Origin of the sequence: Thermus sp. (assembly GCF_037444525.1) — a bacterium.
Taxonomy (GTDB): domain Bacteria; phylum Deinococcota; class Deinococci; order Deinococcales; family Thermaceae; genus Thermus.
On the sequence record NZ_JBBIMD010000005.1, the window covers coordinates 16,733 to 43,410 of the forward strand.

The window sequence follows — 26,678 nt, forward strand, 5'->3', positions numbered from 1 at the left end:
GCCGGGGTGTTTAGCCCCCTAGGGCCTCCACCAAACGCTGGAAAGCGGGGGGCACTGGGGGCGGAGGGGCCCCGTCGGCCCAAGCAAAGCGGAGGTCCTCTAGAGGCCCTTTCCCCACTCCCATCCCCCGGGGGAAGAGGGGCCGTAGGTCCAAAGGCCCCACCTCCTCCCCCCCGAAGGCCCTCCGGAAGCGTTCCACCTCCCTTTCGGAGCCAAAGTGGAAGGCGTAAAGCCCATCCCCAAGCCGGAAGAGGAAGCGGGGGGGGAGGCTAAGCTCGGGGAAGCCCCCCGTCCAGGGCCTTCTTAAGAAGGCCGAGGCCCGGCCCGGCCTCAAGCGGAAGACGACCTCCAAGGCTCGTCCCAAAAGGCCGAAGCTTCCCACGAAGGGGCGCACCAGGTCGTACCCCTGGACGTTCTTCACCACCACCCCCCCGGCCCGCACCCGTAGGCCCGCCGGAGTGAGGAAGGCCACCCCTAAGACCTCCGCCGGGAAGAAAAAGGTTTGGGCGAACCCGCCCCGCTCCACCAGCCCCCCCACGCCCCCTGGAAGCTCCACCGGGGGAAAGGGGGGGAAAAGCCCCGTGCCCCTTAGGGCCTCGTACACCTCCAAAAGCCCCCGCTCCCCTTCGGCCACCAGGTACTGGTCGGCGGCGTGGACCTCCATGGGGATACCTTAGCGCACGGGGGCGAGGAGAAGGGCCAGGAGGGCCAGGAGGAGGGCTAGGCCCACCCCCAGGGGGAAGCTGTGGAGGAAAAAGGGGTAGAGAAAGCCCGCCAAGGTGCCCCCCAGGTAGAAGCTTGCCACGTAGGTCCCGCTCACCCCCGCCCCCCGGCGCCCCGCGGCGCCGGAGGCCAGGCTCTGGGCGGTGAAGAGGGCGGCCATCTCCAGGACAAAGCCCAGGACCAAAAAGGGCGGGGGCAGGAGGAGGCCAATCCCCAAGAGAACCAGGAGAAAGGCCAGGCGGAAGGTGGCCACCGCCCCCCACCGGCGGGCCAGGACCCCGGAGAGGGCGCTGCCTGGAATCCCAAAGAGGTAGGCCAGGTAGACCAGGCCCACCTGGGCCGGGCGGAAGCCCAGCTCCAGGAGGCGGTAGGGGAGGAGGTTGGCCAGGAAGAGGTTCAGGAAAAGGAGGATGGCCCCTACCAGGTAGAGGTCCAGGGCCTTTAGGTCGTACCGGGGGGCCCCGAGGGGGGGAAGGGCCCTGGGGCCCCTTAAGACCAGCCCTCCAAGGAGGAGGGCGGGGAGGGAGAGGAGGAGGAGGGCCCCCCGCACCCCCACCCCTTCCGCCAAAAGCCCCGCCAGCACCCGGCCGAGCCCACCCCCTAGGACGTTCCCCGCCATGTACACCCCGGCCATCTCCAGGGCCTTCTGGGGGAAGAGGAGAGGGATGAGGGCGATGGAAAGCCCCGGCACCAAGGCCGCCCCCACCCCTTGCAGGAGGCGGGCCAGGGTCCAGAAGGGTAGGCTTGGGGCGACAGCCCCCAGCACCCCGCCCAGGCCCACCAGGAGGAGGCCGCTCCCCAGGAGGACCCCTGGGGGCCAGGGCAGGCGGGGCACCAGGGGGGAGAGGAGGACCAGGAGGAGAAGGGGCAGGCCCATCCCCGGCCCTGCGGCCCCCGGAGGAGCCCTAAAAAGCCCTTCCAAAAGGGGCAGGAGGGGCACCACCGCGTAAAGGGCGCCGTAGAAGGCCACCCCGGAAAGGAGCACCGCCAGGCGCATGCCCCTCATGCTAAGGGAAAAGACATAGGTCCCCGGGGTAAGGTGGTAAGATGGGTGCGGAGGTGAAAGCATGACGGTGAACGAGAGCACTGCTGACCGGATCATCCGCTTTATCCTGGCCCTTCTCCTCTTCTACTTCGGGGCTCAGGCGGCCAGCCCCTGGAACTGGGTGCTCATCGTGGTGGGGGTAGTCCTCCTCTTCACCGCCCTCACGGGCTTCTGCGCCCTATACAAGCTCCTCGGCATTAGCACCAAGCGGTGAACCCCACCCCTGGCCAGCGGGTCCGGATAGAGTTCTGGAAATACCCCGAGGAGCGCCTCCACTACTTCTGGGAGGCGGAGGTGGTGGAGGTGCGGCCCGAAGGGGTGCTCACCCTCCTGCCCCAAGGGGGGGTTTTCCACCACGTGGCCAAGGGGCGGCGGGTGGTCCTAGACCACGAGGCCTACGTGGCCTTCTTCCCGGGGGCCTGGTACTCTGGGGGGCCGGATGTACGGGCGGGCCGGGTCCTGGAGTACTACTGGAACGTCCAGACCCCTGCGGAGTGGACGGGCCGGGGCTTCCGCCAGTACGACCTCGAGCTGGACGTGAAGTGCCGGGCCGACCACACCTGCCAAGTCTTTGACCGGGAGGAGTTCCTCCTCAAGCGCTCCCTTTACCCGGCCTCCTGGGTGGAGGAGGCGGAGCGGGCGGTGGAGGCCATCTTCCAGCACATGGAAGAAAGGCGCTGGCCCGTCCTACCCCCAGGGGAGCCCCTGCCCTGGATGGAGCGGGTCTAGGGGAAAAAGGCGGGCTCCTGTCCCCTTCCGGGGGAAAGCCCCGGTCCCGAGGCCTTCAAGGGGTAAAGCCTCTTCCCCTTCACCCACCAGCGCCCTTCCAGCACCACGCTGTAGAGAAGCCCCTTGAAAAAGCCGTGGAAGCTGTCCTCCCAGGTCTCGAGGCTCTGTGCCCTCAAGGGGTAGTTGTGCCAGGCGGGGCCCAGGTGGTACAGCCAAGGGTCTTCCAGGGGCCGGGTGTCCTCCCGGGGAAGACCCAGGAGGGCATTGAAGTAGCCCCGGAGGCGGCTTGCGGTGAAGAGGAGGTTCAGATAGGGGTCCTCCAGGGCCTTCCTGGCCTCGGCCTCCGTTTTGGGAAAGGGTCTTGCCGGGTCCCAGGCCCCAAAGAGGCGGAGGCGCACCTCCTGTTTGAGGGCATCCTCCCAGCTCATCTGGGCCAGGCCCAGGGTGCGGCTTAAGGGGGCCTCTCCCCGCAGTTCCGAAAGCCCCAGGGCCAGCCCGTCCGCCGCTTCCCGCACCCCCCGGGAAAGCCCCAGGGCCTTATCCCCCCCGTACTGCTCGTTGTCCACGATGGCCGCCAGCACCCCTGGGGGGATCCTGAGGGCGTACCCCGCGGCCCGGATGGCCTCCCGGTGGGGCAGGACGTGCCAGGGAGCGGTGGGAAGGCCCTCTAAGGAGACGGGCCCCCTGCGCACCGCCTGCCCCAAGGCCAGGATCCACCTCCTGGCGTCCAGAAGGGCCTTCTCCCCATCCTGGTAGGCCGAGCGCCGGCCCGTGGCCTGGTTGAGGAGTTCCAGCCGCAGGAGGCGGTCGTAGGCCCGGGCGGCCTTTTCGCCCAAAAGGAGGTGCAGGCTGGCCTTGTTGGCCAGGTGCAGGGCCACCAGGGCTTCCCGCCTGGTGGGCGGGTAGGGGAGGAGGGCCCTAAGGGAGGGGGCCTTAGGGGGTGCGTTGGGTTCGGGCAAAAGGAGGAAAAGGGCCCCCACGAGGAGGAGAAGGACCCAGGGGCCCCGGAGCATGGGCCTACTCGCCCGCGTCTTCCACCGTTGGGGCAGGGACCTCCACCGTGGCCTCCACGGGGTAGCCCGCGTAGGTGCGGCGCCCTCCCGGGGTCCTTTCTAGGACCTCGCGCCACTCCGACAGGTTCAGAAAGCGGTCCGCCTGGTTCCTAAGCTCCAGGTCCACGAGCTCATGGGCCCCGAGGAGGTGGATCTCCTTGCCCAGGTTCCGCAAGACCCCGAAGGTGTAGGCCAGGTCGCCGGAGCCGCTGGCCACCACCGCCCGGTCCCAGCGGGGGGCGGTGGTGAGGAGATCGGTGGCCATCATAGCCTCAAAGCGGGCCTCCCCCCGCACCATGCGGCTCCGCACCGTGTAGCCCATGAAGACCAGGGCATCTATGAAGCGCTGCTGCCGCTCGTCCTCGGGGTCGGTGATGGGGGCGTAGTAGAAGGCGTTGTAAAGCTGTTCGGACGTGGCGAACTGGGTGAGGACCCGGCGGTGGTCCACGTTCCAGCCCAGGCGCTTGGCCGCCTGGTACATGTAGGAACCGTCAATGAAAAGGGCAATCCGCATATGCCCTTATCCTAAAGGAGCAGCCGCGCCCAGGTCCATAAAGGCGGGTGCCTTCGGTTCAGGAAGGGGCCTTCTCCTCCGCCTTTTCCGAGGAGTGGCCGGGGTTCACCTTGAGAGCGGGGTTGGCGTAGGCCGCCGCGTGGTTGGCGGCGATGGCCGCCTCCCCGAACCCCAGCACGATGAGGGGCAGCTTCCCGGGGTAGGTGACGATGTCCCCACAGGCGTAGACCCCGGGGATGCTGGTGGCCATGGTGGTGTCCACCTTGATCTTGTTCTTCTCAAGCTCCAGGCCCCAGTTGGCCAGGGGGCCGAGCTTGGTGAGGTAGCCCGCGAGGATGAGAACAGCGTCCACCTCCAGCTCCCTCTCCTCCTGGGTGCCGTTGTGGAAGATCACCGCCTTCCGCACCCAGGTGTCCCCCTCTATCCGGCGCACCTCGTAGGGGGTGAGGACCTGTAGCCGCCCCTCCTCGTGGGCTTGGAGGAGCGCTTTCACGCTGGCCTCGTGGGCCCGGAACTGGGGGCGGCGGTGGATGAGGGTGATGGAGGCCGCGGTGCCCAGGAGGTTTAGGGCCCAGTCCACGGCGCTATCCCCCCCGCCCACGATGAGGACCCTCTTCCCGGTGAACTCGGCCTTGGAGCGCACGGCGTAGAAGACGCCCTTCCCCTCAAACTCCCGCTCCCCTGGGGCCCCGATCCTCCTCGGCTCAAAGGCGCCCACCCCAGCGGCGATGATCACCGCCTTGGCGGTGTAGGCCTTGCCGGCGGAGGTGGTCACCTTGAAGACCTCCCCCTCCCGCTCCAGGGTCTCCGCCCGCTCCCCCAAGGTGTAGATGGGGTTAAAGGGGGCCACCTGCTCCACCAGCCCCTTGACCAGGTCCTTGGCGTAGACCTTGGGGAAGCCCGCCACATCGTAGATGTACTTTTCCGGGTAAAGGGCGGATAGCTGCCCCCCAGGCTCGGGCAGGGGGTCTATGAAGCGGAAGGAGAGCCCCCGCATACCCACGTAAAACCCCGCGAAAAGCCCCGCCGGCCCTGCGCCGATGACGATCACATCCGTGTGCTCCATGCCCTCACCTCCCTTGCATTCTACGCACATCCCGGGCTTTGTCCTCCTGGGGTTTTCGTCAGGGACGCTCGACCCCCTTAGGCCACCTCCAACACCACCTTCCCAAACACCCGCCGCTCCTCTAAAAGCCGGTGGCCCTCGGCGGCGGCCTCGAGGGGGAGGACCTGGCCCACCACGGGCCTAAGCCTTCCCGCCTCCACGTGGCGCAGGATGGGGAAGAGGCGGCTTTTGGAGGCCATGGTGGAGCCTAGGATGGAAAGCTGGCGGAAGAAGACGTGGGCGAAGGGGAGGGTGCCCTCGTACCCCGAGGAGGCCCCGGCGATGGCGATCCGGCCCCCGTTAGCCGTGGCCTTGATGACCCCTTCAAAGTAGAGGGCCCCGGTGTGGTCCACCACCTTGTCCGCTCCCTTGCCCCCCGTGAGGCGGCGCACCTCCTTGAACCAGTCGGGGTGGGTGTAGTTCACCCCCTCGTCCGCGCCTAGCTCCAAGGCCTTTCTCAGCTTCTCCTCTGAGCCTGCGGTGGCGATGACCCGGGCCCCGAAGAGCTTGGCGATCTGGATGGCGGCCACGCTTACCCCGCTCCCTGCGGCCATCACCAGCACGTCCTCCCCTGGGCTCACCTGCAGCTTGTCCACCACCATCTGCCAGGCGGTGAGGAAGGTGAGGGGGATGGCCGCGGCCTCGGCGAAGGAAAGCCCTTGGGGTTTAGGAAGGAGGTTGGCCTCGGGCACCACCAGGCCTTCCGCGTAGCTCCCCCAGCGGTGCTCCCCCAGGATCTCGTAGCGGGGGCAGAGGTTGTCCTCGCCCCTCAAGCAGCGTTCGCAAAGCCCACAGGAGATCCCTGGGTTCACCACCACCTCGTCCCCCGGCCTGAAGGCGGTGACCCCGGGCCCCACCGCCTCCACCACCCCGGCCGCGTCCGCCCCCAGGACGTGGGGGAGGGGAAGCCTGGGGCTTGCCACCCCTTTGCGCACCCAGATGTCCAGGTGGTTGAGCCCTGCGGCCTTCACCCGAAGGAGGACCTCCTTGGGGCCAGGGGTGGGGGTTTCCACCTCCCTCACCTTGAGCACCTCCGGGCCGCCCCTTGCCTCCATGACCACCGCGCGCATGGGACCTCCTTTATGGGGGGATTTTCCCACGGGGCTACTTCTCTTGACAACCCCTGCCCTTTCCCCTTAGCCTCTCAAACGTAGGCCCTTTCTTAGGAGGTCAAGATATGAGAAAAGCGTGGTGGCTTGTCGGTCTTATCGCCCTCTGCGGCTTGGCCAGCGCCCAACCCGTTGTCTGGCCCCAGAAGTGGACGGTGGCCAAGCCCTCCGAGGTCAAGCGGGGCGGCACCCTGCGGGCTGCGGTGATCAGCGACTACCGCACCTTCAACCCCTTCATCACCGCGGAGGCTGGCAGCGTGCCCGATATCATTTCGGGTGCGCGGGGTCTGGTCATGCGCGATCCCACCACCGGGGACTGGATCCCCTACATGGCGGAATCTTGGACGGTGAGCCCCAACAAGCTGGAGATCACCTTCAAGATCCGCAAGGGGATGAAGTGGTCCGACGGCCAGCCCATCACCGCGGACGACTGGATCACCACCTGGCGCATCCACACCGACAAGGCCGTGGGCTCCAACAGCTACGATTCCTTCTTCATTGACGGTAAGCCCATCACCCTGAAGAAGATTGACGACTACACCATCCGCTTCATCTACCCCAAGACGGACGCCGAGGCCTTTGCCGTGGCCGCCTTTGAGCCCTGGCCGGCCCACGTCTTCGGCCCCGTGTATCAGAAGGAGGGGGCGGAGGGCATCAAGAAGATGTGGGGCCTCAATGAGGACCCTAATAAGATCGTCTCCGGCGGCCCCTGGCTCATTGAGAGCTACCGGCCTGGGGAAAGGCTCGTCCTCAAGCGGAACCCTGCCTTTGGCGAGTGGAACAAGGACGAGGCGGGGAACCCCCTCCCCTACCTGGACCGGTACGAGATCAAGATCGTGAAGGACGTGAACGCCCAGCTGGCGGAATTCCTGGCGGGGAACATTGACCTCATGGCCCCCTCCACCGTGGACCACATCTCCCAGATCCGCCAGGCCATTCAGCAGGGCCGCTTGGACGCCACCCTCAAGCTGAACGCCTCCCCCGTGGCCAGTAGCCAGTTCCTGGTCTTCAACTGGAACAAGGCCTCGGACCCCTTCAAGCAAAGCCTCTTCCGCTCGGACAAGTTCCGCCGGGCCATGAGCCACCTGGTGAACCGCCAGGCGGTGATTGACATCGTCTATGGGGGCCTCGGCACCCCCATGTACTCCAGCGTCTACCCTGTCCTCACCCAGTGGGTGAACCCCAAGGTGCCCAAGTACGAGTACGACCCGAAGCAGGCGGCCAAGCTCCTGGCCGAGCTTGGCTTCACCAAGAAGGACCGGGAGGGCTACCTGGTGGACTCCAAGGGCCGCCGCCTGGAGTTCAACCTGGCCACCAACGCCGGGAACAACCAGCGGGAGCAGATCGCCAAGCTCTTCGTGGACGAGGCCAAGAAGGTGGGGGTGAAGGTCAACTTCCAGGCTATAGACTTCAACACCCTGGTGGGCCAGCTCCTCTCCTCGGGGCCTGACCGGCCCTTTGATGCCATCATCATCGGCCTTACCGGGGGCGGTCTGGACTGGCCCTTTGGGTCCAACGTGGTGCCCTGCAAGGGGAACCTTCACATGTGGAACAAGTCCGGCCAGTGCCTGGACCCCCGGGAGACCCAGCTGGATGCCCTCTACTCCCGCGGCCGCACGGAGCTGGACTTCAAGAAGCGGGTGGAGATTGGCTACCGGATGCAGGAGATTGAGGCCCAGCTCCTGCCTGTCATCTACATCGCCGGGCCCAACTACCACCCCGCCTGGAATAACCGCTTGGGCGGGGAGCACCCGGATGCCATCATCTCCAGCATCTGGGGCCAGCGGGAGCTGGAACTGACCTTCATCAAGAAATGATCTAGCCTATGGATATCCCCGGGGCCTAAAGGCCCCGGGGGCCCTTTAGACGCCATGACCGCCTACATCCTCCGCCGCATCCTTTACCTTATCCCCACCTTTTTCGGGGCCACCTTCCTCGCCTTCCTCATCATCCAGATGGCCCCGGGGGATTACCTCACCCAGCTGGAGCTGGACCCCAAAATCACCCCGGAGACCATCGCCCGCCTAAGGGCCCAGTTCGGCCTGGACCGCCCCATCTACGAGCAGTACCTCCTTTGGATGAACAACCTCTTTCACCTCAACCTGGGCTACTCCTTTGCGTACCAGGCCCCTGTCCTGGACATCATCTGGCCCCGGGTGGTGAACTCCATGGTCATCGTCATTCCTTCCACCCTCCTCCTCTACCTGGTGGCCATCCCCGTGGGGGTCTATGGAGCCCTCCGCCTGTACACCCTGGGGGACCGGGTTCTCTCCTTCCTGGCCTACGTGGGCCTCTCCGTGCCCAGCTTCTTCCTGGCCCTCATCGCCATCTACATCCTCCTCCAGATCAAGTTCGCCACCGGCGCCCTCATCTTCCCGGTGTCCGGCATGACCAGCAGCGGCTTTGAGCAGATGCCTCCCTTGCGCCAGGTGTTGGACATCGCCTGGCACGCGGTGGTGCCCATTCTCGTGGCCACGGCCAACGACATTGCTGGATTTTCCCGCCTCATGCGGGGCCAGATGCTGGAGGTCCTCTCCCAGGACTACATCCGCACCGCCCGGGCCAAGGGCCTTTCCGAGCGGGTGGTCATCTACAAGCACGCCTTCCGCAACGCGGTCATCCCCTTTGTAGCCACCCTGGGGGGGCTTCTCCCCAACCTCATCTCGGGGGCGGGGTTTGTGGAGGTGGTCATGGCCTGGCCGGGCATCACCCCCTTCTTCCTGGACGCGGTGGCCAACCAGGACCTTTACGTCATCGCCGGCTTCCTCACCGTGAGCCTGGTGCTCCTCATGGTGGGCAACCTGCTTTCGGACCTGCTTCTCGCCTGGGTGGACCCCAGGATCCGCTACGAGTAGGAGGTGCTCTGTGACCGCGAAGCCCGCCGCTAGCCGCGCCCAGTTGGTCTGGCACCAGTTCCGCAAGCACCGTCTGGCGGTCTGGGGGGGGAGGGTCCTCCTCGTCCTCTACCTGATGGCCGCCTTCGCCGGCTTCTTCAGCCCCTACGACCCCAACCACTACGAGCTCTACCCCCCCAAGGGCCACCATCCCCCCACCCGGATCCACTTCATAGACCCGGATACGGGCCGCCTCACCTGGCCCTTCGTCTACGCCACGGTGCGCACCATTGACCCCGTTACCCTCCAGCCCCGCTACCAGGAGGACCCCTCCCAGGGGAAGTTTTACCTCCGCTTCCTCGTCCGCACCCCGGAACAGCCCTACACGGTCTTCCGCATCTTCAAGGCGGACCTCCGCCTCTTCGGGGTGGACCCTCCAGGGCGGATCTTCCTCATGGGCACCGATAACTTTGGCCGCGACCTCTATAGCCGCATCGTCTACGGCGCCCAGGTCTCCCTCACCATCGGCATCCTCTCCGCGGTGGTGTCCTTCTTCCTGGGCCTTCTCCTTGGAGGTATAGCGGGTTACTTCTCCGGGCGGCCCTTCGCCCTTTCCCTGCCCCCCAGGCTTTGGCGGGGGGTGGGGGCTTTCCTTGGCCCTTTGAGCCTCCTCCTTTGGGTGGGGGTGGCCCTTGGGATGGTGCACCTGGCCTGGATCTTCGTGCGCATCACCCCGGTGCGGGGGCTTTGGAGCTATGGGGTGGACGGGGCGGTCCTCCTTCTGGGTCTCCTTGGGGCCTACGCTGTGCTGCGGAGGGTGTTCCTCGAGCCCATCCGCCTAGACCCCGACGACCTCATCATGCGCACGGTGGAGATCATTGCCGCCATCCCCGGCCTCTTCCTCCTCATCTCCTTGAGGGCGGTCTTCCCCACCAACATTGACCCTCTCCTCACCTTCTACCTGGTGGTGGGCCTTTTGGGCTTCATCGGCTGGGGGGGGCTTGCCCGGGTGGTGCGGGGCATCGTCCTTTCCGTGCGGGAGATGGACTACGTGCAGGCGGCGAAGGCCCTAGGTGCCTCGGATGGCCGCATCATCGCCCGCCACGTGCTTCCCGCCACCGCCAGCTACGTCATCGTGAGCCTTTCCCTTACCATCCCCGGGTTTATCCTGGGGGAGTCGGGGCTTTCCTTCCTGGGCCTTGGGGTCACCGAGCCCTACACCAGCTGGGGGCTTCTCCTCCAGGCGGCTCAGCAGGGGGGGTTTGCCTCCTTCACCGACCGCCCCTGGGTCTTGTGGCCGGGGTTCTTTATCTTTCTTTCCATCTTGTCCTGGAACTTCCTGGGCGATGGGCTCCGGGACGCCTTTGACCCCAGGCGTCGGCAGTAGGCCTTCTCTTTTGACCGGGTATGCCGTATAACGGTTGAGGTGTTTTTGGGGGCCTAGGCCCATGAGAGGCAAGGAGTAGGCATGGACGAAAACCGGCTTTTAGAGGTGAAGGACCTCAAGGTCCACTTCTTCACCGACGACGGCGTGGTGAAGGCGGTGGATGGGGTTTCCTTCCACATCAACCGGGGGGAGACCCTGGCCGTGGTGGGGGAGTCGGGCTCGGGGAAGAGCGTGACCTCTTTGGCCATCATGCGCCTCATCCCTACCCCTCCGGGGCGCATCGTGGGCGGGGAGATCCTCTTCCGGGGGAAGGATGGGCAGGTCAAAGACCTCACCAGGCTCTCCGAGGCGGAGATGCGGAGGATCCGGGGCAACGACATCGCCATGATCTTCCAGGAGCCCATGACCTCCCTGAACCCGGTGTACACGGTGGGGGACCAGATCGCCGAGGCCATCATGCTCCACCAGGGGAAAAGCCGCAAGGAGGCCATGGAGCTCGCCGCGGAGATGCTGAACCTGGTGGGGATTCCCGAGCCCAAAAAGCGCCTTTCCAACTACCCCCACCAGATGTCCGGGGGGATGCGGCAGCGGGTGATGATCGCCATGGCCCTTTCCTGTAACCCCTCCCTCCTCATCGCCGACGAGCCCACCACCGCCTTGGACGTGACCATCCAGGCCCAGATCCTGGAGCTCATGAAGAAGCTCCAGGAGGAGCTCAGGATGAGCATCCTCTTCATCACCCACAACCTGGGGGTGGTGGCGGAGATGGCCGACCGGGTGGTGGTGATGTACGCCGGCCGGGCAGTGGAGGAGGCCGACGTGGTGCCCCTCTTCAAGGATCCCCTCCACCCCTACACCCAGGGCCTCCTCCACTCCGTGCCTCGGCTGGACCTGGCCGCGGAGCACAAGGAGCGCCTCGAGGCCATCCCCGGCAACGTTCCCAACCCCCTCTACCTCCCCCCGGGGTGCGCCTTCCACCCCCGGTGCAAGCACTACGTGGCGGGGCTCTGCGACCGGGAGGTGCCCCCCTTGGAGGACACGGGGGATGGCCGCCAGGTGCGGTGCGTGCGCTGGCGGGAGATCCGGGAGGTTAGGGCATGAAGGATAACGCTGTCCTGGTGGAGGTCCAGGATCTCAAAAAGCACTTCCCCATCCGCGGGGGCATCCTCTCCCGGGTGGTGGGGAGCGTGAAAGCGGTGGACGGGGTGTCCTTTGCCATCAAAAAGGGCGAGGTCCTGGGCCTCGTGGGGGAGTCGGGAAGCGGTAAGACCACCGTGGGCCGGACCCTTCTCCGTCTTATTGAGCCCACGGGGGGGAGGATCCTCTTCGGGGGGGAGGACATCACCGAGCTGCCCAAGGACAAGCTCCGCCCCTACCGGCGCCGGATGCAGATCATCTTCCAGGACCCCTTCAGCTCCCTCAACCCCCGGATGACCGTGGGGGACATCATCGCCGAGCCCCTCATCATCCACGGCCTGGCCAAGGACCCGAAGGAGCGCACAGAAAGGGTGGCGGAGCTTTTGAAGCTGGTGGGCCTCTCCCCCGACCACATGCGCCGCTACCCCCACGAGTTCTCCGGCGGGCAGCGCCAGCGCATCGGCATCGCCCGCGCCCTGGCGGTGGCCCCGGAGTTCATCGTGGCCGACGAGCCCGTCTCTGCCCTGGACGTCTCCATCCAGGCCCAGGTGGTGAACCTCCTCCAGGACCTGAAGGAGGAGCTTGGGCTCACCCTTCTCTTCATCGCCCACGACCTGGCGGTGGTGGAGTACATCTCCGACCGGGTGGCGGTGATGTACCTGGGCAAGGTGATGGAGCTCGCCCCTGCCCAGGAGCTTTACCGCAACCCCAAGCACCCCTACACCGAGGCCCTTCTCTCCGCCGTGCCCATCCCCGACCCCACGGTGAAGCGGGAGCGCATCGTCCTGCAAGGGGACATCCCCTCTCCCATCAACCCCCCCTCGGGGTGCGTCTTCCGAACCCGCTGCCGCTACGCCCTCCCGGAGTGCGCCCACATCGTGCCCGAGCTTAAGGAAGTGGCCCCCGGCCACTACAAGGCCTGCATCCGGGACGACATCCTCTGAGGGCTCCACCCCGGCTTTCGCCCCAAAAGGAAGTGGGCGGCACCTACCCTTTCGGGGAATCCCCCGGGGGGTTTGGTGTTAGGCTTAGGCCATGCTGGTGAAGGACGTGATGAAAGCTCCGGTCCTCACCGTGGGGCCAGAGACCACTTTGGAGGAGGCCTACCGGCTTCTTTTGGAGCGGGGCATCCGCCACCTGCCCGTGGTGGAGGGGGGGAGGCTGGTGGGCATCGTCACCGACCGGGACCTCCGCCTCGCCACCAGCCACTTGAACCCCAAGGGCCCCTGCCCGGGGTGCACCCAGGTGGGGGAGGTGATGACCAAGGGGGTGGTCACCGCCCATCCCCTGGACCCCGTGGAGGAGGCGGCCCGGGTCATGCGGGAGCGGAAGATCGGCTGCCTGCCCGTGCTGGAAGGGGAGGCGGTGGTGGGGATCGTCACGGGGATTGACCTCCTGGATGCCCTTCTCAAGCTCACAGGGGTGACGGAGCCCTCGGGGCGCCTCGAGGTCCGCCTGCCCGATAGGGTGGGGGAGCTGGCCCGGCTCACCGGCTTCCTGGCGGGGCAGGGGGTGAACATCCACTCCCTCCTCTCCTACCCGGAGGACAGGGACTTTGTGCGGGCGGTGGTGCGGGTGAACACCTTGGAAACCCACCGCCTAGCCCAGGCCTTGAGGGAAGCGGGGTACGAGGTGGTCTGGCCTCCCAAGAAGCCATGGTGATCTACCGGGACGAGTACCGCCTCTACGACTTCGGCCCCCAGCACCCCTTTAGCCCCGTGCGCCTGGAGATGCTCACCTCCCTCCTAGAGGCCCTGGGGGTGTGGCGCCCCCCCCTTGCCCCCCCGGAGGCCACCCGAGAGGAGGTCCTTACGGTCCACTCCGAGCGGCTGGTGCGGCGGGTGGAGGCGGCGGGCCAGGGGGAGTGGGTGGAGGATCTGGAGCACTACGGCCTGGGCACGGGGGATACCCCCGTCTTCCCGGGCATGGACCGGGCGGCCCGGATCCTGGTGGGGGGTACTTTGGAGGGGGCGAGGAGGATCCTTTCCGGGGAAAAGAGGGTTTTGCAGCTTGGGGGTGGCCTCCACCATGCCCAGTACGACCGAGCCTCGGGGTTTTGCGTCTACAACGACCTTTCCGTGGCCATCCGCCACCTCACCCGGGCGGGGCTCAGGGTGGCCTACCTGGACATAGACGTCCACCACGGGGACGGGGTGCAGTGGATCCACTACGAGGAGGCCGAGGTCCTCACCCTAAGCCTCCACGAGTCGGGCCGCTACCTCTTCCCCGGCACCGGGCATATCCACGAACTGGGCCGGGGGGCGGGGCTTGGGCGGAAGCTCAACCTTCCCCTGGAGCCCTTCACCGAGGACGAGAGTTACCTCGAGGTCTTCCAGACCCTCCTCCCCTGGGCCCTGGAGGCCTTCCGCCCCGAGGTCCTGGTGGTCCAGGCGGGGGCGGATGCCCACTACCAGGACCCCTTGGCCGACCTCCTCCTCACCACCCGGGCCTACGAGGCCCTCTTCCGCCTCATCCTGGACTATGCCGAGGCTTACGCGGGGGGGAGGGTCCTCGTCACCCTGGGGGGTGGGTACAGCCTGGACGCCACGGTGCGGGTCTGGGCCCTTCTTTACCACCTCTTCCACGGCCTCCCCCTGCCTGAGCGCCTGCCCGCAGGTTGGCTTCGGACCTGGGAGGCGCGGCTCGGCGTTTCCCTCACCCCCACCCTCCACGACCCTGAGGGCCCCTACCCGGTGATTCCCAGGAAGGCGGAGATCGCCGAGCGGAACCGCCTCACCCTGCGCCGCCTCCTGGAGCTTGCCACCCCCCACCTGGTAGACTAGGGGGATGAGGCTTATTCTGCGCCTCCCCGAGCGCAAGGAGGTGGAGCTTCCTGGGGGACGGCCCCTTAGGGCCATTTTGGAAGAGGCGGGGATAAACCCTGAGACCGTGGTGGCCATCCGGAACGAGGAGCTCCTCACCCTGGAGGACTGGGTGGGGGAAGGGGAGACGGTGGAGGTCCTCTCCGCCATCTCGGGGGGCTAGGTGCGCTGCAAGTTCTGCGAGGCCAAGGCCCAGGTGGAGCTGAAGGGGCGGGGGCTTGCCCTTTGCCGGGAGCACTACCTGGAGTGGTTCCTTAAGGAGACGGAACGGGCCATCCGCCGCCACCGGATGCTAAGCCCTGGGGAAAAGGTCTTGGTGGCGGTCTCGGGGGGGAAGGACTCCCTGGCCCTTTGGGATGTCCTCCACCGGCTGGGCTACCAGGCGGTGGGGCTCCACCTGGAGCTCGGCATCGGGGAGTACTCCCAAAGGAGCCTCGAGGTCACCCGCCGCTTCGCGGAGGAGCGGGGCCTACCCCTTTTGGTGGTGGACCTCAAGGAGGCCTTCGGCTTTGGGGTGCCGGAGCTTGCGGAGCTCTCGGGCCGGGTGGCCTGCTCGGCCTGCGGGCTTTCCAAGCGCTACCTCATCAACCAAGTGGCCGTGGAGGAGGGGTTTAGGGTGGTGGCCACAGGCCACAACCTGGACGACGAGGCCGCGGTCCTCTTCGGCAACCTCCTGAACCCCCAGGAGGACGCCCTGGTGCGCCAGGGGCCGGTCCTTCCCGAGAAGCCGGGCCTGGCTGCCCGGGTCAAGCCCTTCTACCGCTTCTCCGAGCGGGAAGTCCTCTCCTACACCCTCCTAAGGGGCATCCCCTTCCTGCACGAGGAGTGCCCCAACGCCAAAGGGGCCAAGAGCCTCCTCTATAAGGAGGCCCTGAACCTGGTGGAGAAGAACCTCCCCGGGGCCAAGCTGCGCTTCCTGGAGGGTTTTTTGGAGAAGATCCAGCCCCGCCTTAAGGGGGAGGAGCCCCTTCTCCGGGAGTGCGAGCGCTGCGGCTACCCCACCACCGGGGGGGTTTGCTCCTTCTGCCGCATGTGGGAGGGGGTCTACAGGAAGGCCAAGAAGCGCCGCCTCCTTCCCGAAAAGGCCCAGTTCCGCCCCCAGGTGGTGCCCCGCCGGGGAGCTTAGCTTAGGCCCGGGGTATGCCCCCCTTACAAGGGGGATATCTTCTTCCTGGCCCCGTTTCGGGTGGGGAAGGAGCCTTAGGGCTGGAAAGGTTTCCACCCCGGGGTGTAAACTCCGGGCATGTGGTGGAAGGAGGCGGTGATCTACCAGATCTACCCCCGGAGCTTCCAGGACTCCAACGGGGACGGCATCGGGGACCTCGAGGGGATCAGGAGGCGGCTACCCTACCTCAAGGGCCTTGGGGTGGACGCCCTTTGGCTTTCCCCCTTCTACAAAAGCCCCATGAAGGACTTCGGCTACGATGTGGCCGATTACTGCGAAGTGGATCCCATCTTCGGGACCCTGGAGGACTTTAAGCGCCTCCTGCAAGAGGCCCACGGCCTTGGGCTTAGGGTCCTCATAGACCTCGTCCCCAACCACACCTCGGACCAGCACCCCTGGTTCTTGGAATCCCGCGTCTCCCGGGAAAGCCCCAAGCGGAACTGGTACATCTGGGCCGACCCCGGCCCCCATGGCGGCCCCCCCAACAACTGGCAGAGCTTCTTCGGCGGCCCCGCCTGGACCTTGGACGAGAAGACGGGCCAGTACTACCTCCACCAGTTCCTCCCCGAACAGCCCGACCTCAACTGGCGCAACCCCGAGGTGCGGGCGGCCATCCACCAGGTCATGCGCTTTTGGCTCCGGATGGGGGTGGACGGCTTCCGGGTGGACACCCTTTGGCTCCTCGCCGAAGACCTCCTCCTCCGGGATGAGCCCGGCAACCCCGGCTGGCGCCCCGGGATGTGGGACCGGGGCCGCCACCTCCACATCCACATGGAGGACCAGCCTGAGACCCACGCCTATGTGCGGGAGATGCGCTACGTTCTGGACGAGTTCTCCGAGCCGGGGCGGGAGCGGGTCATGGTAGGGGAGATCTACCTCCCCTTCCCCCAGCTGGTGCGGTACTACCAGGCGGGTTGCCACCTGCCCTTCAACTTTCACCTCATCTTCCGGGGCCTGCCCGACTGGCGGCCCGAAAACATTGCCCGCATCGTGGAGGAGTACGAGAGCCTCCTCACTCCTTGGGACTGGCCCAACTGGGTCCTGGGGAACCACGACCAGCCGAGGCTTGTTTCCCGGATCGGTGAGGCCCAGGCCCGGGTGGCGGCGGTCCTCCTCTTCACCCTGCGGGGCACCCCCACCTGGTACTACGGGGACGAGCTTGGGATGGTGAACGGGGAGATCCCCTGGGAGAAGGTGCAGGACCCGGCTGCCCTTAGGCAAAAGGGCCGTAAGGGGGAGCACGGCCTTCCCCCAGGCCGGGACCCCTGCCGCACCCCCATGCAGTGGGACGCTTCCCCCTACGCCGGGTTTTCCACGGCCGAGCCCTGGCTTCCCGTGAACCCCGACTACCCCCAGAGGAACGTGGCCCTTCAGGAACAAGACCCCCGCTCCATGCTGAACCTGGTGCGGCGGCTCATCGCCTTAAGGAAGGATAAAGAGCTCCTCTACGGGGCCTACCGCACCCACCGGGCGGAAGGGGGGGTCTACGCCTACTTCCGGGGGGAGGGGTGGCTTGTGGCCCTCAACTTCACGGACAAGGAGAAGGCCCTGGACCTTCCCCGGGGGGGCCGGGTGGTCCTCTCCACCCACCTGGACCGGGAGGAGGGGCTGGGGGGAAGGCTCCTCCTGAGGCCCGACGAGGGGGTGGTCCTCCGCCTAGACTGAGGGGGTGATGGACCCCTTCGCCGGCCTGGCGGAGGCCTACGAGGCCTGGTACGGGACCCCTTGGGGGCCTTCGTCATCGGGGAGGAGGAGCGGGCCCTGAGGGCCCTTTTACCCTCAGGGGAAAACCTTTTGGAGGTGGGCGCAGGCACGGGGTGGTGGCTCAGGCGCCTTCCTTACCCCAAGAGGGTGGGGCTGGAGCCTTCCCCCGCCATGCTCCGCGTGGGGCAGGCGCGAACCCCCGGGGCGGGGTGGGTCCTGGGGCGTGCGGAGGCCCTGCCCTTTCCCGGGAATAGCTTTGACCGGGTCCTCCTCTTTGCCGTTTTGGAGTTCGTGGAGGACGTGGAGAAGGCCCTGGAAGAGGCCCGGCGGGTGTTGAGGCCAGGGGGGGCCTGGTGGTGGGGATCCTGGAGGCCCTCTCCCCTTGGGCCGCCCTCTACCGGCGCCTAGGGGAGAAGGGCGTGGCCCCTTGGCACGGAGCCCGCTTCCTTACCCGGGAAGACCTCCAGGCCCTCCTGGACCCTCCTGTGGCCGAGAAAGAGGCGGTCTTCCTGGCCCCAGGGGCCCACCCCCCCTTTCCCGAGGCGGACCGGGCGGGCCGAAGGGCCGGGAACCGCCCCGCCCTCTACCTGGGGCGGTGGGAGAAAGGCCAAGGCCCCCGTTAAGGGGCCTTGTGGTGCCGGGGGCGGGACTCGAACCCGCACGCCCTCATCGGGCAACAGATTTTGAGTCTGCCGCGTCTACCGGTTCCGCCACCCCGGCGGGCGCACCCTAAGGATAAGGCCGAGGAGAAATAAGGTCAACGCCACCCCCACCGCCCAGTTCCCGAGGCGCACATAGGGGGTTTCCCCTTCCCTATGGGCGTAGGGCGCAAGGAGGAAGCCCTCCGCCTTGGGGGGGAGCCGGGCGGCTACCCGGCCTAAGGGGTCTATGGCCGCCGTGACCCCGTCGTTTCCTGCCCGGAGGAGCCACCTTCCCGTCTCCACTGCCCTTAGGCGTCCCAGGGCGAAGTGCTGAAGCCCCCCAAAGCTTGGCCCGAACCAGGCGTCGTTGGTGAGGAGGACGAGGACCTTAGCCCCCTGGCGCACAAGCCCCCGGGCCACGCTGGGAAAGGCAGACTCGTAGCAGATCATGGCCCCGTAGGGCCCGAGGGGCTTTAGGGCCTCTCCTGGGGTGCGGTCCGCAAGCTCCCCCAGGCCGAAGGCCTGGAAGAAGAAGCGGTAGACCCCCCCTAAGGCCTCCCGGAAGGGGAAGCGCTCCCCGAAGGACACAAGCCGGGTCTTGTCGTAGTGGGCCAGGACCTTCCCGCCCCCGTAGAGCACCGCCCGGTTGGGGCCGTAGAGGTTCAGGCCCGTGAGGAGGAAACGGTCTTCCAAGAGGGCGTCCACCCCTTTTGGGATCTGCCAGACCGCGGTCTCGGGCCAGACCACAAGCCGGGCTTCGGGGTGGGCCATGAGCCCTTCCGCCGTGAGCCTCAGGTAGACCGCCTCGTCCAGCTCCCCCAGGGTCTTCCTCAAGGGGTTCACGTTCCCCTGGACCAGGAGGGCCCTTTCAGGGGGAGTGGGGCCTTGGGGCAAGGGGAAAAGCCAGAGCACCGCCCAGGGAAGGAGGAGGGCGTAGAAGCGGTGCCTAAGCCCTAAGGCCACCAGGAGGGCCAGGAGGGAGAGGAGGTAGACCCCTCCAAAGGCCGCCAGGAGGCGGCCTGGGGCCTCGAGGAGGCTGTACCCCAGGAACCCCCAGGGGAAGGCCAGTTCCCCTTGCTCCGTGAGCCATTCCAGAACCACCCACCCCCCCACCCGGGCCAGGGGCGTGGGGGTGAGGGCGAAGAGGAGGCCAAAGGAGAGGGCCTTAAAGAGCACCAGGGGGAGGAAAGGCACCGCCCCCCAGGGCCCAAAGTTCTCCGCGAAGCTCCAGGGGAGCCAAAGGAGGTGGAGCCCCCAAAACCCAAGCCCTGCCAGGAAGCCCACCCGGAATCCCCCCTGGAGGAGGGGGGCCAGGAAGAGGGGGGCCAGGGGCCCTAGGGGAAAGGGGGGGAGGCTTAGGGCCAGGAGGAGGCCGAGGGCCAGGGCGCGCACCCCTATACCATAAGGGCCGCCCGCCCCCTTTTCACAGGGGTTTCGCCGGAGGCATGGCAGAATGGGGCCATGCGCCTGGGGGTCATCTCGGATGTGCACGCCAACCTACCAGCCCTGGAGGCGGTCCTCGAGGCCCTGAGAAAGGAGGGCGTGGACGAGATCCTCCTCCTGGGGGACCTGGTGGGCTACGGCCCCCACCCCAAGCAGGTGATCCGCAAGGTCCTGGACGAGGGGCTTTCCGCCATCGCCGGGGCCTGGGACCTGCGGGTGGCCTACCCCCTGCCGGGAACCCTGCCCGAGGGGGTGGGCCGGGCCACCTTGGAGTGGACCCGCGCCCAGCTTTCGGGAAAGGAGCTTGCCTATCTGCGCACCCTCCGCACCTCCCACCGCCGCACCTACGGGGAGAGGCGCTTGGTGGCCTTCCATGGCACCCCGGGCCGGCCCGAGGAGCAGCTGGACTTCCAGGGCCCAGCCCGGGTTTTCCAGCGCCTCATGGACCGCTACGGGGCCCAAATCCTCCTTCTCGGGGGACGGCACCTGCCCCTTTCCCGGCGGGTGGGGCTAGGGCTTGTGGCTGACCCCGGCAGCGTGGGGCTTTCCCTTTCCGGGGAGCCAGGGGCGGATGCGCTCCTGGTGGACACGGAGACCCTGGAGGTCAAGGCCCTAAAGGTGCCCTACGACCTGGGCCCCCTCCTCTTTGACCTAAGGGCCTGGGACCTGCCCCCCGTCCTGGAGGTCGTCTACCGCACCGGCCGCTTCCCCCAAGAGGTTTAGGGCCTCGTCGGGGGAGGCGGAAAACCCTTCCACCTCTCGCCCCAGGCGGTGGAGGGCCCTTAGGGCGGTGCGCCGCACCAGGGGGTGGGGGTCCCTTAGGGCCTCCTCCATGAGCTTCTCCCCCAGCCCCAGGTTTGCGAGGACGATGAGGGCGTTTCTCGCCATGCGGGCCCGGCCTGCCCGGAGAAAGGCGGTGCCCCGGTACTTCCGCCCAAAGGCCCGCCCCGAGAGGCGGAAGAAGTCCAAAAGGTCCGGGTGGGCCAGCTCGGGCTCGGGGCGGAGCCTTTCCCAGGCCTTCCCGAACCGTCCCCAGGGGCAGACCGCCTGGCAGAGGTCGCACCCGAAAAGCCAGTCCCCCATGCCCTCCCAGAAGGCCTCCGGGATGAGGCCCTTGTGCTCAATGGTGAGGTAGCTCACGCACCGCCCCGCCTCCAGGGTCCCCTCCCCGAGGAGGGCCCCCGTGGGGCAGGCGGGAAGGCAGCGGGCGCACCGCCCGCACCGGTTCGGGTGGGGGGGTGGGGGTTCCACCTCCAAGGCGGTGAGGAGGACCCCTATAAACGCGTGGACCCCGAAAAGGGAAGAGAGAAACATCCCGCTTTTCCCGATCCACCCCGCCCCCGAGAGGGCGGCTAGAGCCCGCTCGGGGAGGGGCCCATGGTCCACGTACCCCTTGGCCCAGACCCCCAGGCCCCGGGCCACCCCCTCCAGGCGGGCGAGGCTTTCCCCCAGGACCAGGTGGTAGTCCCGGCTCCAGGCGTAGCGGGCCACCCGGCCCACCCTGAGCCCCCCCCGGGGGGTCCCGGGATCCTCGTGGGCGTAGGGGGCGAAGAGGAGGAGGGCGCTTTCCGCTTGGGGAAAGCGCCTCCTGGGGGTGAGCCTTTCCTCTACTCCCCGGGCCAAGTAAGCCATCCCCGCGTGGCGGCCGGCCCCTATCCAAGCCCGGTAGCGGGCTTTGGCCCCCTCCGGGAGGTCCAGGGGGGCCCAGGCCGGGAAAAGCCCCTCCTCCAGGGCCGCCTCCTCCAGAAGCCGCCTCGCCCTTTCCACACCCCCATCGTATAATCCCCCCATGGAGCCCTTGAGGATCGCTCTTCTCGGCGGGGGCACCGTGGGGAGCGCCTTCTACGCCCTGGTCCAGGAGCGCCGGGCGGACTTCCAAGCCCTGGGGGTGGAGCCCGAGTTCCTGGGGGTCCTGGTGCGGGACAAGGGGAAGCCCCGGGCTATCCCCGAAAAGCTCCTCCGCACCGAGCCCTTTGACCTCCTGGAGGCCGACCTCGTGGTGGAGGCCCTAGGGGGGGTGGAGGTGCCCTTGAGGCTTGTCCTCCCGGCCCTCGAGGCGGGCATCCCCCTCATCACCGCCAATAAGGCCCTCCTGGCCGAGGCCTGGAACGAGCTTCGCCCCTTCGCTGAGGAGGGGCTCATCTACCACGAGGCCAGCGTCATGGCCGGGACCCCCGCCCTAAGCCTCCTGGAGACCCTAAGGGGCAGCGAGCTTTTGGAGCTTTACGGCATCCTGAACGGCACCACCCTCTATATCCTCCAGGCGATGGAGGGGGGGAAGACCTACGGGGAGGCCCTAGAGGAGGCCCAGCACCTGGGCTACGCGGAGGCCGACCCCACCCTGGACGTGGAGGGCATAGATGCCGCCCACAAGCTTACCCTCCTCGCCCGCCTCCTGGTGGACCCCGCCTTCCCCTTTGAGGGGGTGGAGGTGAGGGGGATCGTTGGCCTTACCCCAGGGGAACTGGAGGCCGCTCAGGAGAGGGGCGAGCGGGTGCGCCTCCTCGCGAGCCTCTACGGGGAGGGGGGAAGGTGGCGGGCTAGGGTGGCCCCAGCCCGCCTTCCCCAGGACCATCCCCTGGTCCAGGCCAAGGGGAACGCCCTTTGGGTGCGCGCCGCCCCCTTGGGGGAGGTCTTCGTCGCTGGTCCGGGGGCCGGGGGCGGGGCCACGGCGAGCGGCCTCCTCGCGGACCTTTTCCGCTTCCTCTCCGGCGCCCCCGGCCACCGGCCCGCACCCCTGGCCAAGGGGCCTTTGGGGGAGGGGTGCCCCTTCCCCGAGGCTTGACCCAAAGCGGGGGTTTCCCGGAGCATAAGCCCATGCGCCTGCCCCTCATAGAGCGCTACCGCGCCCATTTGCCCGTTACCCTCAGCACCCCCGTGGTCTCCCTGCTGGAGGGCTCCACCCCCCTCATCCCCCTGAAGGGGCCCAAAGAGGCCAGGGAGCGGGGGGTGCGGCTTTACGCCAAGTTTGAGGGCTTAAACCCCACGGGGAGCTTCAAGGACCGGGGGATGACCCTGGCTGTTTCCAAGGCGGTGGAGGCGGGGGCCAAGGCGGTGGCCTGCGCCAGCACCGGGAACACCGCGGCCTCCGCCGCGGCCTACGCCGCGCGGGCGGGGATCCTCTCCATCGTGATCCTCCCCGCGGGGTATGTGGCCCTGGGCAAGGTGGCCCAGAGCCTGGTCCACGGGGCCCGCATCGTCCAGGTGGAGGGGAACTTTGACCAGGCCCTCCGCCTCACCCAGGCCCTTACGGAGCGTTACCCCGTGGCCCTGGTGAACTCCCTAAACCCCTACCGCCTGGAGGGCCAGAAGACCCTGGCCTTTGAGGTGGTGGACGAGCTTTCGGAGGCCCCCCACTACCACGCCCTGCCCGTGGGGAACGCGGGGAACATCACCGCCCACTGGATGGGGTATAAGGAGTACCACGCCTTGGGGAAGGCGAAAAGGCTTCCCAAGATGCTGGGCTTCCAGGCGGCAGGGGCGGCCCCCCTGGTCCTGGGGCGGCCCGTGGAGCGGCCCGAGACCCTGGCCACCGCCATCCGCATCGGCAACCCCGCAAGCTGGGAAGGGGCCATACGGGCCAAGGAGGAGTCGGGGGGGGTGATAGAGGCGGTGACGGACGGGGAGATCCTCGAGGCCTACCGCTATTTGGCCCGGGAGGAGGGGATTTTCTGCGAGCCCGCCAGCGCCGCCGCCTTGGCGGGGGTCTGGAAGCTCCTCAGGGAAGGCAGGTTGGAGGAGGGGAGCACGGTGGTCCTCACCCTCACCGGCCACGGCCTCAAGGACCCGGCCACCGCGGAGAGGGTGGCCGAGCTCCCGCCCCCTGTGCCCCCAGACCTGGAGGCGGTGGCCCGGGCCGCGGGGCTTTCGTGATAGGCTTGGGCCATGGCCGAGCGGACCAAGCGGCGCAAGGAACCTTTCCCCGGGGCCTACTACCTGGCGGGGGCCATCACCCTCGCCCTCATGCTCCTCTTCATCGCCTTGGGGGCGAGCCTCCCCCCGGGGGTGGCGGGGTTTTTGGTGGCCTTTGTCCTGGGCCTTACGGTGAGCCCCAAGTACGCCAAGGCCTTTTTGCTGGCGGGGGTCTTCTCCGCGGCCATGGGGTTTCTGGACCGGGAGCCCCAGGTGGCCTGGGGTGGGGTGGCGTTGGTACTGGCGGAGCTTCTCGTTCTCCGCTTTGTCCGGTCCTGATGGAGCCTGGCCGCTTTTCCCAGGGGCTTACCCTGCTTGGGGCGGCGCTTTACGTTTACCTCTTCCTCTTCCGGCCGGACCAGGGGATCATGGCCTTCGCCATCGGCGTCATCTTGGGGAGCGCGGTCTTGGCCTATGGGGAAAAGCCCTTCGTGGTGCCCCTTTTCGCGGGGATTGCCCTTGTTTTGGCTGTGATCCAGTTCATCTTCGGCCACCCCCTGCCCTACCTCCTCTACCGCTTCCGTAGGCCCAATAGATAGAGGAGGAGGCCGAAGAACATCCCCTCTCCCAGGGCGGGGAGGTAGGGGAGGAGCGCCCTAAGGTCCAGGTGCAGGTAGAGGAGAAGGGGCCAGGGGAGGAGGGCCCAGGCAAGCCCCGCCTCCCCGTAGCCCGCGGCCAGGAAAAGCCCCGCCCCCAGGCCCCGGAGGTAGGCCAGCCACCCTGAGCCCACCTCCGTTTGGAAGAGGAACCAGAGGAGGTTTGCCCAAACCCCCAGGGCCCAGAGGGGGGCCCACCCCCTAAGGCGGAAGGCCAGGAAGAGGAGGAGGAAGAAGGGGAGGAGGTCAGGCATGGGCGGCAAGCCGGCCTTGGGCCTCGAGGTAGCTCACCAGCACCTCCAGGGCCTTCTCCACGGCCTCGTCCAGGTCCTCCCCCGGGATTACCGGCACCCCCTCCTCCTCCGCGAAGTGGAGGAGGCGTTCCTGGATGAGGCGGATCTCCGGGAAGTGGGCCAGGTACTTCTCCTGAGGACGGGCGTGGCCCGTCTCCCGGTCCCTTAGGAGGAACCGATCCCGGTGGAGCTTCTCGTCTTGAAGGACCACCAGCATGGGCACGGTGAGGACCCTGTCCTTGTGGGGGTGGTCCAGGAAGCGGGGCACCACGTGCACCCCCTCCAGCACCAAGGAGGTGCCCTCCAGGGCGCTCCGCTCCTGGATGGCCCTAAGCCCCACCGCCACCCGGGCCACCTGGTCCAGAAAGCCCCGCATGACCCTTTCCTCGTGGGCCCACTCCTTCTCCTCCGCCAGGAGGGCCTTCCAGGCTTCAAAGCTGGAGAGGTGCAGGGTGGGGAGGAGGCCCGGGGAGAGGGAGGCCCGGAAGACCTCCCGCACCGCGTCCGAGGGGATGATGTGGGTGATGCCCAGCCGGTAGGCCAGGGCCGAGGCCAGGACGCTTTTCCCCACCCCCGTAACCCCTCCGATGAGGATGTGCACCGGGCGGCGGCTCCGGCGGAGGCCCCTTAAGAGGAGGTAGCGCCGGGCCATTTCCTCCCCTGCCTCCTTGAGGAGGGTTTCGTAGACCCGCCGCCTCAGCTCGTCCCGGCGGATGACCTTGATCCGCTCCTCCCTAAGGCCCGCCTCCACCTCCCGGGCCAGGCGGTAGGCCCGGTCGGGGGAAAGGCCGATGGACATGAGGGACTGGGCCAGGATACCCTTGGAGAAAGGCACCCTAGGCTCCCCTTCCTCCTCCTCCACGAAGAGCTCCCCAGCGTAGAAAAGCCTTTCCCGGTAGCGGCGGCCCGCGGCCTTGCCGTAGCGGGCCCGGACCTCCTCGGCCACCAGGTTTTCCAGCCTGCGGGCGGTGATGCGCCGGATGCCCTGGGCCCTTAAGCGGCGCTCCACCCCCTTGGCCAACTCGTGGGCCTCCTTGAGGGAAAAGCCTGCATCCTCCAGGCTCCGGGCGAGGAGGCCCTTGGAAAAGGGCCGGGCTCGCCTGCCCTCCATCACTAGGATTTCCTCAAAGGGGAGGGTTTCCTTGGCGAGGGCCTCGAGGGTCCTCCCATCCAGGACCTTGGCCGCCTCCTCCAGGAAGAGGCGCCTGAGCGTCCTGGGCGTCACCTCCCTCCGCCCCTCTGCCCTAAGCCGCTCCTCCACGCTGTGGGCCAGGGCCTGGGCGGTCTCCGGGGGCACGCCCAAGGGGAGAAGGGCTTCCAGCAAAAGCCCCTTGGAAAAGGGCCAGCGCCCCTTTTTCAGGCGTACGAAGACCTCATCCACTAAGGGCATGATAGCACCTTTGCGATGGGAAAGGCTTTTCTTGACATCACCCTTGGGGCGTGCTACTATATTTTCCGGCTTGGCGCCGTAGCCAAGTGGTAAGGCAGAGGTCTGCAAAACCTCCATTCGCCGGTTCGAATCCGGCCGGCGCCTCCAAAGGCAAGGGCGCGTAGCTCAGGTGGCCAGAGCACTACCTTGACACGGTAGGGGTCGGTGGTTCAAGTCCACTCGCGCCCACCAAGGGGCCCGCCGAAAGGCGGGCCTTATCCCTTATACTGGGCCCATGAGCGCGGCGCACGAAGCCAAGCTGTACGAGGCCTGGGTGGAGCTTCTCGGGTGGATGCGGGCCTACGCGGCGGAGAAGGGCGTTCGCTTTGAGAAGGAAGCGGACTTCCCCGACTTCATCTACCGCATGGAGCGCCCCTACGACCTCCCCACCACCGTCATGACCGCCTCCTTATCCGATGGTCTCGGGGAGCCCTTCCTCCTGGCGGATGTCTCCCCCCGGCACGCCCGCTTGAAGCGCATCGGCCTCAGGCTTCCCCGGGCCCACACCCACCTTCACGCCCATTACGAGGAGGGGAAGGGGCTGGTGCTGGAGAAGCTCCCCCTTACCCGGGAGCGGTTTTTCGCCCTGGCGGACCGGGCTCGGGCGGCCTTGGCCTTCACCCGCTGATCCGGAGGATGGTGCCCTGGCCCAGGGCCACCAGGGTTTCCGCGCCCCCTTCCAGGGCGTAGACCTCGCTCCGGGCCACGGCAAGCCGCTTGCCCTGGCTCACCGCGTAGCCCCGTGCGAGGAGGGCTTCCCCCTTGCCGGGTTTGAGGAAGTTCACCTTGAACTCCACGGTGAGCACCCCCGGGCCCAGGAGGCTTCCTGCGGCGTAGGTGAGGGCGTTGTCCAGGAGGGTGGCCACCACCCCCCCGTGCACCGCCCCCAGGTGTTGGTAAAACGCTTCCTTCAGGGGAAGCCGGAAGGCCACGGAGCCCGGCTGGGCCTCCAAGAGCTCCATCCCTAGGAGCCGGTTGAAGGGCTGGCGTTCCAAGACGGTCTGGGCCAGGGCTTTAAGGTCCATGGGGCCTCCTTTT

At 67.4% G+C, this 26,678-nt stretch carries 29 protein-coding genes, 3 tRNA genes and 1 pseudogene; 21 read left to right on the forward strand and 12 right to left on the reverse strand.

Going from position 1 to position 26,678, the window contains the following annotated elements; genetic code table 11:
- Positions 1-10: 10 nt before the first annotated feature.
- Complete coding sequence (locus WKI94_RS01285) at positions 11-664, reverse strand: DUF5639 domain-containing protein (protein ID WP_337843966.1); 654 nt, start codon at positions 662-664, stop codon at positions 11-13.
- A 9-nt stretch (positions 665-673) separates the two neighbouring features.
- Entirely contained in the window at positions 674-1,720 is a 1,047-nt protein-coding gene (locus tag WKI94_RS01290) for an MFS transporter (protein WP_337843967.1), read from the reverse strand.
- Positions 1,721-1,790: 70 nt separating this feature from the next.
- On the opposite strand from WKI94_RS01290, the gene WKI94_RS01295 reads away from it, so the two are divergent.
- Together WKI94_RS01295 and WKI94_RS01300 are read left to right on the forward strand one after the other, a co-directional pair.
- On the forward strand, positions 1,791-1,982 hold the full coding sequence (locus tag WKI94_RS01295) for a DUF2892 domain-containing protein (RefSeq protein WP_337843968.1): 192 nt from the start codon (positions 1,791-1,793) through the stop codon (positions 1,980-1,982).
- Positions 1,979-2,497 carry a DUF402 domain-containing protein gene (locus tag WKI94_RS01300; protein ID WP_337843969.1) on the forward strand — a complete coding sequence of 173 codons (519 nt, stop codon included), beginning with the start codon at positions 1,979-1,981 and terminating at the stop codon, positions 2,495-2,497. The genes WKI94_RS01295 and WKI94_RS01300 overlap by 4 nt, the downstream gene beginning before the upstream one ends.
- Here the strand turns inward: WKI94_RS01300 and WKI94_RS01305 are convergent.
- The 4 genes from WKI94_RS01305 to WKI94_RS01320 form a co-directional block, all read right to left on the reverse strand.
- Positions 2,494-3,510, reverse strand: a complete 1,017-nt coding sequence (locus tag WKI94_RS01305) for a hypothetical protein (RefSeq protein ID WP_337843970.1) — start codon at positions 3,508-3,510, stop codon at positions 2,494-2,496. The genes WKI94_RS01300 and WKI94_RS01305 overlap by 4 nt on opposite strands.
- A gap of 4 nt (positions 3,511-3,514) precedes the next feature.
- Positions 3,515-4,063 carry an NYN domain-containing protein gene (locus tag WKI94_RS01310; protein ID WP_337843971.1) on the reverse strand — a complete coding sequence of 183 codons (549 nt, stop codon included), beginning with the start codon at positions 4,061-4,063 and terminating at the stop codon, positions 3,515-3,517.
- 58 nt (positions 4,064-4,121) lie between these two features.
- Positions 4,122-5,129: an NAD(P)/FAD-dependent oxidoreductase gene (locus tag WKI94_RS01315; RefSeq protein WP_337843972.1), complete on the reverse strand. Its 1,008-nt coding sequence runs from the start codon at positions 5,127-5,129 to the stop codon at positions 4,122-4,124.
- Positions 5,130-5,206: 77 nt separating this feature from the next.
- On the reverse strand, positions 5,207-6,238 hold the full coding sequence (locus WKI94_RS01320) for a zinc-binding dehydrogenase (protein WP_337843973.1): 1,032 nt from the start codon (positions 6,236-6,238) through the stop codon (positions 5,207-5,209).
- Positions 6,239-6,345: 107 nt separating this feature from the next.
- Here WKI94_RS01320 and WKI94_RS01325 point away from each other — a divergent pair, with 107 nt between their 5' ends.
- The 11 genes and pseudogenes from WKI94_RS01325 (at position 6,346) to WKI94_RS01375 (ending at position 17,949) form a co-directional block, all read left to right on the forward strand.
- Entirely contained in the window at positions 6,346-8,094 is a 1,749-nt protein-coding gene (locus tag WKI94_RS01325) for an ABC transporter substrate-binding protein (RefSeq protein ID WP_337843974.1), read from the forward strand.
- A gap of 54 nt (positions 8,095-8,148) precedes the next feature.
- A complete protein-coding gene (locus WKI94_RS01330; RefSeq protein ID WP_337843975.1) occupies positions 8,149-9,132 on the forward strand; it encodes an ABC transporter permease in 984 nt (327 codons plus the stop codon).
- Between the two features lie 10 nt (positions 9,133-9,142).
- Positions 9,143-10,498, forward strand: coding sequence for an ABC transporter permease (locus WKI94_RS01335; protein ID WP_337843976.1), 1,356 nt, complete (start codon positions 9,143-9,145; stop codon positions 10,496-10,498).
- 81 nt (positions 10,499-10,579) lie between these two features.
- The gene (locus WKI94_RS01340; protein ID WP_337843977.1) at positions 10,580-11,599 is read left to right on the forward strand and encodes an ABC transporter ATP-binding protein; all 1,020 of its coding nucleotides are present in this window, start codon (positions 10,580-10,582) and stop codon (positions 11,597-11,599) included.
- Positions 11,596-12,579, forward strand: a complete 984-nt coding sequence (locus tag WKI94_RS01345) for a dipeptide ABC transporter ATP-binding protein (protein WP_337843978.1) — start codon at positions 11,596-11,598, stop codon at positions 12,577-12,579. Before WKI94_RS01340 ends, WKI94_RS01345 begins: the two co-directional genes overlap by 4 nt.
- Positions 12,580-12,670: 91 nt before the next feature.
- On the forward strand, positions 12,671-13,297 hold the full coding sequence (locus tag WKI94_RS01350) for an acetoin utilization AcuB family protein (protein ID WP_337843979.1): 627 nt from the start codon (positions 12,671-12,673) through the stop codon (positions 13,295-13,297).
- Positions 13,291-14,418 carry an acetoin utilization protein AcuC gene (locus WKI94_RS01355; RefSeq protein ID WP_337843980.1) on the forward strand — a complete coding sequence of 376 codons (1,128 nt, stop codon included), beginning with the start codon at positions 13,291-13,293 and terminating at the stop codon, positions 14,416-14,418. The genes WKI94_RS01350 and WKI94_RS01355 overlap by 7 nt, the downstream gene beginning before the upstream one ends.
- Before the next feature lie 4 nt (positions 14,419-14,422).
- On the forward strand, positions 14,423-14,620 hold the full coding sequence (locus WKI94_RS01360) for a MoaD/ThiS family protein (protein ID WP_337843981.1): 198 nt from the start codon (positions 14,423-14,425) through the stop codon (positions 14,618-14,620).
- Positions 14,621-15,583, forward strand: coding sequence for an ATP-binding protein (locus WKI94_RS01365; protein WP_337843982.1), 963 nt, complete (start codon positions 14,621-14,623; stop codon positions 15,581-15,583).
- 117 nt (positions 15,584-15,700) lie between these two features.
- A complete protein-coding gene (locus WKI94_RS01370; RefSeq protein ID WP_337843983.1) occupies positions 15,701-17,287 on the forward strand; it encodes an alpha-amylase family glycosyl hydrolase in 1,587 nt (528 codons plus the stop codon).
- A 7-nt stretch (positions 17,288-17,294) separates the two neighbouring features.
- Positions 17,295-17,949, forward strand: a pseudogene (locus WKI94_RS01375) (methyltransferase domain-containing protein).
- Positions 17,950-17,958: 9 nt separating this feature from the next.
- Here the strand turns inward: WKI94_RS01375 and WKI94_RS01380 are convergent.
- A tRNA-Leu gene (locus WKI94_RS01380) sits at positions 17,959-18,046 on the reverse strand.
- Positions 18,025-19,359, reverse strand: coding sequence for an apolipoprotein N-acyltransferase (gene lnt / locus WKI94_RS01385; RefSeq protein WP_337843984.1), 1,335 nt, complete (start codon positions 19,357-19,359; stop codon positions 18,025-18,027). The genes WKI94_RS01380 and lnt overlap by 22 nt, the downstream gene beginning before the upstream one ends.
- Before the next feature lie 69 nt (positions 19,360-19,428).
- Between lnt and WKI94_RS01390 the strand changes: the two genes are divergently transcribed.
- Positions 19,429-20,133 carry a metallophosphoesterase family protein gene (locus WKI94_RS01390; RefSeq protein WP_337843985.1) on the forward strand — a complete coding sequence of 235 codons (705 nt, stop codon included), beginning with the start codon at positions 19,429-19,431 and terminating at the stop codon, positions 20,131-20,133.
- On the opposite strand, the gene queG is transcribed toward WKI94_RS01390, so the two are convergent.
- The gene (gene queG, locus WKI94_RS01395) at positions 20,062-21,201 is read right to left on the reverse strand and encodes a tRNA epoxyqueuosine(34) reductase QueG (protein WP_337843986.1); all 1,140 of its coding nucleotides are present in this window, start codon (positions 21,199-21,201) and stop codon (positions 20,062-20,064) included. The genes WKI94_RS01390 and queG overlap by 72 nt on opposite strands.
- On the opposite strand from queG, the gene WKI94_RS01400 reads away from it, so the two are divergent.
- From WKI94_RS01400 to WKI94_RS01415, 4 genes are read left to right on the forward strand one after another with little or no spacing between them, the layout of a single operon-like run.
- Positions 21,200-22,195, forward strand: coding sequence for a homoserine dehydrogenase (locus WKI94_RS01400; RefSeq protein WP_337843987.1), 996 nt, complete (start codon positions 21,200-21,202; stop codon positions 22,193-22,195). The genes queG and WKI94_RS01400 overlap by 2 nt on opposite strands.
- 32 nt (positions 22,196-22,227) lie before the next feature.
- Positions 22,228-23,283, forward strand: a complete 1,056-nt coding sequence (gene thrC / locus WKI94_RS01405) for a threonine synthase (protein ID WP_337843988.1) — start codon at positions 22,228-22,230, stop codon at positions 23,281-23,283.
- A gap of 12 nt (positions 23,284-23,295) precedes the next feature.
- Positions 23,296-23,601: a hypothetical protein gene (locus WKI94_RS01410; protein WP_337843989.1), complete on the forward strand. Its 306-nt coding sequence runs from the start codon at positions 23,296-23,298 to the stop codon at positions 23,599-23,601.
- Positions 23,601-23,861, forward strand: coding sequence for a hypothetical protein (locus WKI94_RS01415; protein ID WP_337843990.1), 261 nt, complete (start codon positions 23,601-23,603; stop codon positions 23,859-23,861). The genes WKI94_RS01410 and WKI94_RS01415 overlap by 1 nt, the downstream gene beginning before the upstream one ends.
- Here the strand turns inward: WKI94_RS01415 and WKI94_RS01420 are convergent.
- Positions 23,834-24,172 carry a hypothetical protein gene (locus WKI94_RS01420; protein ID WP_337843991.1) on the reverse strand — a complete coding sequence of 113 codons (339 nt, stop codon included), beginning with the start codon at positions 24,170-24,172 and terminating at the stop codon, positions 23,834-23,836. The genes WKI94_RS01415 and WKI94_RS01420 overlap by 28 nt on opposite strands.
- Positions 24,165-25,592 carry an ATP cone domain-containing protein gene (locus WKI94_RS01425; RefSeq protein WP_337843992.1) on the reverse strand — a complete coding sequence of 476 codons (1,428 nt, stop codon included), beginning with the start codon at positions 25,590-25,592 and terminating at the stop codon, positions 24,165-24,167. The genes WKI94_RS01420 and WKI94_RS01425 overlap by 8 nt, the downstream gene beginning before the upstream one ends.
- 81 nt (positions 25,593-25,673) lie before the next feature.
- Between WKI94_RS01425 and WKI94_RS01430 the strand changes: the two genes are divergently transcribed.
- The 3 genes from WKI94_RS01430 to WKI94_RS01440 all read left to right on the forward strand — a co-directional run bounded on the left by WKI94_RS01430 (position 25,674) and on the right by WKI94_RS01440 (position 26,268).
- Positions 25,674-25,748, forward strand: a tRNA-Cys gene (locus tag WKI94_RS01430).
- A gap of 7 nt (positions 25,749-25,755) precedes the next feature.
- A tRNA-Val gene (locus tag WKI94_RS01435) sits at positions 25,756-25,832 on the forward strand.
- A 43-nt stretch (positions 25,833-25,875) separates the two neighbouring features.
- Positions 25,876-26,268 carry an NADH-quinone oxidoreductase subunit 15 gene (locus WKI94_RS01440; RefSeq protein WP_337843993.1) on the forward strand — a complete coding sequence of 131 codons (393 nt, stop codon included), beginning with the start codon at positions 25,876-25,878 and terminating at the stop codon, positions 26,266-26,268.
- Here WKI94_RS01440 and WKI94_RS01445 read toward each other — a convergent pair.
- On the reverse strand, positions 26,258-26,665 hold the full coding sequence (locus WKI94_RS01445) for a PaaI family thioesterase (protein WP_337843994.1): 408 nt from the start codon (positions 26,663-26,665) through the stop codon (positions 26,258-26,260). The genes WKI94_RS01440 and WKI94_RS01445 overlap by 11 nt on opposite strands.
- Positions 26,666-26,678 lie beyond the last annotated feature (13 nt).